General features: G+C 68.2%; 10 protein-coding genes. 3 read left to right on the top strand and 7 right to left on the bottom strand.

All coding sequences use genetic code 11. The features are described 5' to 3' along the window. Window positions 1-151: 151 nt before the first annotated feature. The 6 genes from AWC07_RS06905 to AWC07_RS06935 form a co-directional block, all read right to left on the bottom strand. Entirely contained in the window at window positions 152-940 is a 789-nt protein-coding gene (locus AWC07_RS06905) for a 3'(2'),5'-bisphosphate nucleotidase CysQ (RefSeq protein WP_036416321.1), read from the bottom strand. A 299-nt stretch (window positions 941-1,239) separates the two neighbouring features. Continuing rightward, the gene (locus tag AWC07_RS06915; RefSeq protein ID WP_036416324.1) at window positions 1,240-2,055 is read right to left on the bottom strand and encodes an SCO1664 family protein; all 816 of its coding nucleotides are present in this window, start codon (window positions 2,053-2,055) and stop codon (window positions 1,240-1,242) included. Next, complete coding sequence (locus tag AWC07_RS06920; protein WP_036416325.1) at window positions 2,039-2,626, bottom strand: DUF3090 domain-containing protein; 588 nt, start codon at window positions 2,624-2,626, stop codon at window positions 2,039-2,041. Before AWC07_RS06920 ends, AWC07_RS06915 begins: the two co-directional genes overlap by 17 nt. A gap of 63 nt (window positions 2,627-2,689) precedes the next feature. Beyond that, a complete protein-coding gene (locus tag AWC07_RS06925; RefSeq protein WP_036416327.1) occupies window positions 2,690-3,418 on the bottom strand; it encodes a histidine phosphatase family protein in 729 nt (242 codons plus the stop codon). Further along, the gene (locus AWC07_RS06930) at window positions 3,415-4,257 is read right to left on the bottom strand and encodes an undecaprenyl-diphosphate phosphatase (protein WP_036416329.1); all 843 of its coding nucleotides are present in this window, start codon (window positions 4,255-4,257) and stop codon (window positions 3,415-3,417) included. Before AWC07_RS06930 ends, AWC07_RS06925 begins: the two co-directional genes overlap by 4 nt. Before the next feature lie 61 nt (window positions 4,258-4,318). Further along, window positions 4,319-4,621: a hypothetical protein gene (locus AWC07_RS06935; RefSeq protein ID WP_036416330.1), complete on the bottom strand. Its 303-nt coding sequence runs from the start codon at window positions 4,619-4,621 to the stop codon at window positions 4,319-4,321. Window positions 4,622-4,743: 122 nt separating this feature from the next. Here AWC07_RS06935 and AWC07_RS06940 point away from each other — a divergent pair, with 122 nt between their 5' ends. From AWC07_RS06940 to AWC07_RS06950, 3 genes are read left to right on the top strand one after another with little or no spacing between them, the layout of a single operon-like run. Beyond that, on the top strand, window positions 4,744-5,805 hold the full coding sequence (locus AWC07_RS06940) for an SMP-30/gluconolactonase/LRE family protein (protein ID WP_425271225.1): 1,062 nt from the start codon (window positions 4,744-4,746) through the stop codon (window positions 5,803-5,805). A gap of 53 nt (window positions 5,806-5,858) precedes the next feature. Next, the gene (locus AWC07_RS06945) at window positions 5,859-6,065 is read left to right on the top strand and encodes a DUF5703 family protein (protein ID WP_051508123.1); all 207 of its coding nucleotides are present in this window, start codon (window positions 5,859-5,861) and stop codon (window positions 6,063-6,065) included. A 26-nt stretch (window positions 6,066-6,091) separates the two neighbouring features. Then, window positions 6,092-7,159 (top strand): quinone-dependent dihydroorotate dehydrogenase, encoded by a 1,068-nt coding sequence (locus AWC07_RS06950; protein ID WP_051508125.1) that lies wholly within the window; start codon window positions 6,092-6,094, stop codon window positions 7,157-7,159. A gap of 32 nt (window positions 7,160-7,191) precedes the next feature. Here the strand turns inward: AWC07_RS06950 and AWC07_RS27455 are convergent. After that, a partial coding sequence (locus AWC07_RS27455) for a hypothetical protein (protein WP_208622371.1) occupies window positions 7,192-8,036 on the bottom strand: 845 nt, incomplete at its 5' end.

An 8,036-nucleotide genomic window follows, 5' to 3' on the forward strand; every position in this document is an offset into this window, starting at 1 on the left:
TCCTTCATCTCCTGCACAGCACCGCTTCGGAAAGCTCTACCTACATCGAACTCCCTTCCACGCTCGGGACACACCCGCCAACGCACACTCGACGCCGCCAGCGCATACTCGACGCCACCAGCGCCTCAGAGCCTGACGACTGCCCAACTGCTCACTTAAAGGCCCGCCGGATAGCACCAAGCAGGACGGGTGCCAGCTCCTTGCGACACATCAACAAGTCGGGCAAGTAGGGGTCAAGTTGGTTGTACTGCAACGGCGAGCCGTCCAGGCGTGATGCGTGCATGCCCGCGGCGAGCACCACTCCGGCCGGCGCCGCCGAATCCCATTCCCATTGGCCACCGGCATGCACATAGGCGTCGGCGTAGCCGTCGATCACGGCCATTGCCTTGGCGCCCGCCGAGCCGATCCGCACCAATTCGATATCCACCGTCTGCCGGATGTAATGCAGGATCGCCGGCGGCCGGGTGGCGCTGACAGCGACTCTGATGACGTCGGGAATGCCGGCGGGCGCTGCGTCGGCGGTCACGGTGTCGCTGCGGTACACGACGTTCTCGCGGGCTGGCAATGAAACCGCCGCGTCGGTGATCTGCGGTCTGCCATTGGTGGTGCGCTGCCACAAGGCGACATGAACCGCCCAGTCGTCGCGGCCTCTCGTCGAAAACTCGCGAGTACCGTCCAATGGGTCGACGATCCACACCCGGTCGGACTTCAGCCGGATCAAATCGTCGTGAGCTTCTTCGCTGAGCACCGCATCGCCGGGCCGTGCGGCCCGTAGCCGCCGCACCAGCAGCGCGTTGGCCCGGGCGTCGCCGGCATCGCCGAGCGCCCACGGATGGTCGAAGCCAACCTCCTCGCGCACCGCCAGTAACAATTCCCCGGCTTCGGCTGCGAGATCGGCAGCCAGCTGCGCGTCAGTCAGGTCATCCACCGCAGGGCTCACCGATTCAGTATCGCCGAGCTGGGCGTACGCACGGCAAACGGGACCGTGCGCAATTCGGATTCGGAGCTGCGCATTGCGATCCAACGGCGATTGCGTGGTGCGAACGATTGCACAAGATTTCGAATCGGCCGGCCGAACATGCTGTCGACACCGAGCTCCTGGGCAAGCCGGTCGCGCTCCGGCTCAGATCGCCGATCCGTGGAGGCTCGCGCCGACACGGAAAGCGCCAGCGCCAGTGGTCCCGTCTGCACCCGCGGCACCGGTGGGGTTTCCGGTCCAGTAGCTGTACGCCGAACCCGCTAGAACGCCGGCCATGGAATCGGCCGATGACGGTTGGGACCGGGCATCACCGGACTGTCCAGCAGGCCGTGCACCCGTCGGCGCAGTGCCGCGATCTCGGCGCTGGTGACGTGGCCCCGCAGCGCATCGGTGAGCGGTCCGCTAAGGGCGTCGGCGAGCCTGGCCACCGCCTCGAGCGTCTGGTCGTCGATCGGCTTGCCCGCCCACCCCCACAGCACGGTGCGCAGCTTGTCCTGGACGTGCATGCACACGCCGTGGTCGACGCCGTACACGCGGCCGTCGATGCCGCACAAGATATGGCCGCCCTTACGGTCGGCATTGTTGACCAGGACATCGAAAACCGCCATCCGCCGCAACCGGTCGTCGTCGGCGTGCATCAAGACGACCTCGTCGCCGGCGTAGTCGTAGGCGCGCAGCACGGGCAGATAACCCGGCTGCGGCTTGCCCGTGGGAAACAAGTCCACCAAATCCGGCCCGGGACGCGCATCGGCGTCCAACGAGTCACCGGGTTGCCGCACCCACAGCTGCACCATGCCCGGCCCCGCCGGTCCGTCACGAATGACGGTGTAGGGCACGATGTTCCAGCCCAACCACGCCGACACCAGATGGGCGCTGAGTTCGCGGCCGGCCAACGTCCCGTCGGGAAAGTCCCACAGCGGCTGCTCACCCGCTACCGGCTTGTAGACGCAATGGACGGCGTTGTCGCCCAACGTCGACTCACACAGAAATGTCGCGTTGCTCGCCGAGCGGATGCGGCCCAAGACCGTCAACTCGCCGTCGCGCAAGACCTCACAGTCGTCATTGCCCGGGTTCATCGTCAGACCCGAACAACAGGTCGCGCCGGTACCCGTTGGTCCGTGCACAGATGTGTCCCTGCGGATCCAACGGCTCCTGACACAGCGGGCACGGTGGGCGCCCCGCCGAGATGACGCGGTTGGACCTGGTAGCGAACTGCCGTGCCGACTCCGGCGTCAGAAACACACGTACCGCGTCGGGACCCTCGTCGGTGTCGTCGAGCACCACAGAGGCGTCGAACTCCGCGTCGGTGACGGCCAACAGCTCGACGACCACCGTCTGGGCCTCGGAATCCCAGCCCAGTCCCATCGTCCCGACGCGAAACTCCGCGTCCACCGGCATGATCAGCGGGTTCAGGTCCTCGACTTCGGCAGGCTCCGGGGGCACCGGCGTGCCGAAGCGCCGGTTCACCTCCAGCAGCAGCGCGCCGATGCGATCCGCGAGCACCGCCACCTGCTGCTTCTCCAGCACCACCGAGACAACCCGGTCATCATGAGCCGCCTGGATGTAGAACGTGCGGTTTCCGGGCTGGCCGACGGTCCCGGCGACGAAGCGGTCGGGTGTGCGGAATACATGAATTGCGCGCGCCATGGCACCTCCAAAATACCGTGCGGACGCCCCTGGATCGACCGGGCCGGCGGGGGCTCGATCGCGCTAATCGGTAGAGCCGCCGACCACCGCATCACCGGATGGCACCTGACCGTCCGACCCCGCCGCCTGCTCGTTGCCAAGGTCTTTCTTGGGCGGAGGCGCCGCACGCAGCCCCGCCGACAACCGCGCCCCGGTGTGGTTGACGTGCACCACGAAGGGTCGTAACTCGGTGTAGCGGACCACACTCGCCGACGCGGGGTCCGCGGTGATCCGTTGAAAGCTGTCCAGATGCATCCCGTACGCGTCCGCGATCACCGCCTTGATGACGTCGCCATGGGTGCAGGCCAGCCATAACGCATCGCCGCCGTATTCCAGGGCCAGCCGCCGGTCGTGCTCGCGCACCGCGGCTACCGCGCGGGCCTGCACCTGCGCCAACCCCTCGCCACCCGGGAACACCGCCGCACTGGGATGCGCCTGAACCACCCGCCACAACGGCTCGTTGGTCAGGTCGCCGATCTTGCGGCCGGTCCATTCGCCGTAGTCGACCTCGGCAAGCCGGTCATCGATGAGCGGCTCCAGGCACAGTGCGTCAGCCAGCGGTTCGACGGTGCTGCGGCACCGCAGCATCGGAGACGTCACCACCGCCCGGACCGGTAGGTCACCGAGTCGGTCGATCAGCCCGTCCGCCTGCTCTCGCCCCTTGTCGTCAAGGTCGACACCCTCGGACCGACCGGCCAGGATGCCCGCCGTATTGGAGGTGGAACGGCCATGACGCAACAGGATGACCGTCACGTCGCGGCCACCGTCCTGGTCGCCAGCAACACCAGCACTGCCCCGCCGGCCACGATGCGATAACCCACGAACCAATACATGTTGTGCCGCAACAGGAAATGCAGGAACCACGCCACCGCGGACAGGCCGACCACGAACGCGATCAGGGTGGCCACCAGCAGCTGCGGCCCGGTGGCGCTCATCCCTTCGGTTACCGGGTGGAAGGCGTCCGGTAGCGAAAACAGTCCCGAGGCGAACACCGCGGGGATGGCCAGCAGAAAGCCGAATCGGGCGGCCAACTCGCGGTCGAGCCCCAAAAACAGGCCCGCGCTGATGGTCGAGCCGGACCGCGAGACGCCAGGGACCAGCGCCAGAGTCTGGGCGACGCCGACCACCACGGCATCACGCCAGTTCAGCTGCTCGACGTGACGACTCTGACGACCCAGGTATTCGGCGAGTGCGATCACCCCCGAGAACGCCACCATTGCCGTCGCCACCACCCACAGGTTGCGGACCCCGGAGCGGATCTCGTCTTTGAAGAACAAGCCCAGAATGCAGATCGGGATGGTCCCGATGATGACGTACCAGCCCAGGCGATAGTCGGCGTTGCGATGCGACTTGCCGCCCAGACCTGGAAAAAGACCTCGGACCCAGGCCCGCAGAATGCGCACGATATCGCGTGCGAAATACACCAGGACGGCGGCTTCGGTGCCCAACTGGGTGACCGCGGTGAACGAGGCGCCGGCGTCGTCGCTGAAGAAGATCCGCGACATGATCGCCAGATGCCCCGAGGAAGACACCGGCAGGAACTCGGTCAAACCCTGCACCACCGCCAATGAAATCACTTGCCACCAGGACATCGCCGCAACCGCAGACACGACGACGACCGTACCTGGTACGGCACGCGGGTATCGGGTGCGACTAGCGCGAGACGGGTATGGCTTGGGCGACCGAATCACGCACCGCGGCGGCCAAGCTGCGCTCGTCGGTGACATCGATGTCGACCAGACTGCGGACCGACCGCGCGACGACGTCTTCGGCCTGCGGGACGGGCGCGGTCAGGCGCGGCCGGTAGATTTCGACCACAAGTGACCGGTGTTCGATGCGGAAGGAAAAACTACGTCCGTCGCCGACCTGTCCATAGCCGCTGGCGAAGATGCCCGTCGACATGTCTTCGATAGCAAACTGTTTGTTTGCGACATGCCGGTCAGCGGTGACGGTCATGCCGCGACAATACCTCTCTAGTACCACTTTTCGTGGGCAACATGACGAAATCGGACGCGACTTGAATAGTCGAAATTCTTTGGAAAGTGGGACCCATGCTCGACGTGCGGAGGGCCGGGTAGTTGCTGGCAGCCACTAAGCAAGCAGCTCACCGCTGCCTTTGGACTGCTGTCGCTTTGCTGACATTGGTGACGGCGTGTTCGTCGAATCCGCTGCAAACCGCGCCGCCGACGATCCCGCCTGCGCAGCCCGCCGTGTCTCCGCCGGTTTCCAAGGCTCCGGCAGGGGTGATTCGGCCGTTGAGCGGCCATCCGCAGGCGGCGCTGTACGACAACGGCACGCGCCGACTGGCCGTTCTTACCCCGGGCGCGGTTCCATCAGCGCCATCGAGCATCACCGTGTTCGACGATGCGCAGACGCCACCGCGCGTGATCACCCTGCCCGGACCCGCGACCGCGATGACCTGCGACGACCACGGCACCGCCTACCTGGCCACCCGAGGTGGTTACTTCGTGGTCGACCTGTCCGACGGCCACGTCGCACAGGTCGGCGTTGCTGACGCCGCAGGCACCGAGTTCACCGCGATCGCGCGGCGCGCCGACGGCAAGCTGGTGCTGGGCAGCGCCGACGGCGCCGTGTATGTGCTGGATTCCGAGACCGCCGGCACTGCCCGTGTAGCCAACCGCATCAAGATCTTTGCCCGCGTCGATTCCCTTGTGACACAAGGCAATACCGCTGTCGTATTGGATCGCGGCCAGACGTCGGTGACGACGATCGGCGCCGACGGTCGCGCCCAGCAGGCACTGCGCGCCGGAGAGGGCGCCACCACCCTGGCTGCCGATCCGCTGGGCCGGGTGCTGGTCGCCGACACCCGCGGCGGCCAACTGCTGGTGTACGGCTGTTGTTCGGAGCGAACCCCGCTGATCCTGCGCCAGGCCTACCCCGTGCCGCAGGCCCCGTACGGGCTGGCCGGCTCCCGCGAGCTGGCCTGGGTATCCCAAACCGCATCCAACGTCGTCATTGGTTACGATCTCAGCACCGGAATACCCGTGGAAAAGGTGCGTTACCCAACCGTGCAGCAACCCAACTCGCTGGCCTTCGACGATGTGTCGGGCACCTTGTACGTGGTGTCGGGGTCAGGTGCCGGGGTCCAGGTCATCGAGCATGCGGCGGGTATCGCGTGAAAGGCCGGCCCGCGCCCAGACGGGGCCGGCTGCCCGCTGGCTGGGATATCGACATGTCGGACGAATATGACTGGGCGCCGTTGCGCCTGCCGCCGGAAGTGACCAGGCTCAGCGCGTCCACCCGGTTGTCCATCGAGGCTGAGTACCGGGGCTGGGAGCTGACGCGGGTGCGGCTCTACACCGACGGCAGCAGACGAGTGCTGTTGCGCCGCAAGAAGTCTCGTCTGGAAAACACGTCGTCTGACCAGCCGGAACCGTGACGGTCGGCGACCGCCGCCAAGGCTGGATCTACGGTGTGGTGCGGCGGCTGCTGTTCCTCCTGCCGCCCGAGCGTGCCCACACGTTCGTCTTCGCCGTGCTGCGCGCCGTCACTGCCGTCGCACCAGCGCGCCGGAGGATGAGCCGGTGGCTGGGCCCGACCGATCCGGTGCTGGCCAGCACGGTGTTCGGGGTGCGCTTTCCCGGGCCGCTCGGGCTGGCCGCGGGGTTCGACAAGGACGGCACAGGGCTGAACACCTGGGGCGCGATGGGATTCGGCTATGCCGAGGTGGGCACCGTCACTGCGCATCCACAACCCGGAAACCCGCCGCCGCGCATGTTCCGGTTGCCCACCGACCGCGCCCTGCTCAACCGGATGGGATTCAACAACCATGGCGCCGGGGCGCTCGCGATTCGGCTCACCCGGCACCGTCCCCAGGTGCCGATCGGGGTCAACATCGGCAAGAGCAAGACGACGCCGGCCGGCAAAGCGGTTGACGACTACCGGGCCAGTGCCCGGCTGGTCGGCCCGCTGGCCTCCTACCTTGTGGTCAACGTCAGTTCGCCGAACACACCCGGGCTGCGCGATTTGCAGGCGGTGGAGTCACTGCGGCCCATCCTGACCGCCGTGCTGGCCGAAACCTCGACTCCAGTGCTGGTCAAGATAGCGCCGGATCTCTCCGACTCCGACATCGACGACATTGCGGACCTGGCGGTCGAGTTGGGCCTTGCCGGGATCGTCGCGACCAACACCACGGTGTCGCGGGACGGCCTGGCGACCCCCGGGGTCGACGAGCTGGGTGCCGGCGGCATTTCCGGACCGCCGGTGGCAGGCCGCGCTGTCGAGGTGTTGCGGCGGCTTCAACACCGGGTCGGTGATCGCCTGGTGTTGATCAGCGTGGGTGGTATCGAGACCGCCGACGACGCGTGGGAGCGCATCACCGCGGGTGCGTCGCTGCTGCAGGGCTATACCGGGTTCATCTACGGCGGAGCCTTGTGGGCCAAGCACATTCACGACGGCATTGCCCGCCGGCTGCATGACGGGGGGTTCGCGTCGCTGGGTGAGGCGGTCGGGTCGGCCGTTCGAAAACCGTAGCGACTGCCGGCGTGGTGCAAGCCGCGCCGTGGTCAGGCGGGACCGCCGGCGCCGCCGGTGCCCGCGGTCCCGCCGGCGCCGCCGGCACCGCCCGTGCGACCGCTGGGACCGCTGCCCGCACTGCCGCTGCCGCCGGTGGTGCCGACCGTGCCGGGACCGCCATCGCCTTTGCCGCCGGTGCCGCCGTCGCCGCCGCTTCCGCCGGTTCCGCCTGTTCCGCCGGTACCGAACTGCGAGTTGCCGCCGGCGCCGCCGGTTCCGCCGACAGCACCGGCGCCGCCTTTGCCGCCGGCACCGCCGGTAATGATCCCGTTCTGGCCACCGTTGCCTCCGGTGCCACCTCTGCCACCGGCCCCAGCGGCGCCGCCTGCGCCGCCGTTGCCCGTGTCGCCGCCACCGGCCCCGCCGCCGCTGTTCTTGTTGTTGCTGTAGCTGCCGCCGGGGCCACCGGTGCCACCCTGGCCACCGGCGCCGCCCTGGCCGCCTTGACCGCCGCCGTCCCCGCCGATGCCCGCACCGCCGTCACCGCCTTGGCCACCGCCACCACCCGCTGCACCGAGGCCGCCTGGACTGGGCGAGGATCCGGTCGTGCCGGCTTGCCCGGTGCCTCCGTTGCCGCCGGCACCGCCGGTGCCGCCCTTGCCACCCGTGCCGATCGTGCCGGCCGCGCCGCCGTCGGTACCGGAACCAGCCGCCCCGGCGGCACCGCCAGTGCCGCCTTTGCCGCCGTTGGCGCCGACCGCGCCGACACCTGTGGCCGTGTTGGTACCACCGGCGCCGCCGCCGCCGCCTTGCCCACCGATGCCGCCCTGGCCACCTTGGCCGCCGCCGACCCCGCCGATGCCCGCACCGCCGTCACCGCCCCGGCCGCCGGCAC

Source organism: Mycobacterium gastri, assembly GCF_002102175.1.
GTDB lineage: Bacteria > Actinomycetota > Actinomycetes > Mycobacteriales > Mycobacteriaceae > Mycobacterium > Mycobacterium gastri.

Excerpts from the sequence above, each read along its gene's own strand:
- AWC07_RS06930 (WP_036416329.1), bottom strand. The coding sequence starts at position 4,257 with ATGTCCTGGTGGCAAGTGATTTCATTGGCGGTGGTGCAGGGTTTGACC.
- AWC07_RS06945 (WP_051508123.1), top strand. The coding sequence starts at position 5,859 with ATGTCGGACGAATATGACTGGGCGCCGTTGCGCCTGCCGCCGGAAGTG.
- AWC07_RS06920 (WP_036416325.1), bottom strand. The coding sequence starts at position 2,626 with ATGGCGCGCGCAATTCATGTATTCCGCACACCCGACCGCTTCGTCGCC.
- AWC07_RS06915 (WP_036416324.1), bottom strand. The coding sequence starts at position 2,055 with ATGAACCCGGGCAATGACGACTGTGAGGTCTTGCGCGACGGCGAGTTG.
- AWC07_RS06935 (WP_036416330.1), bottom strand. The coding sequence starts at position 4,621 with ATGACCGTCACCGCTGACCGGCATGTCGCAAACAAACAGTTTGCTATC.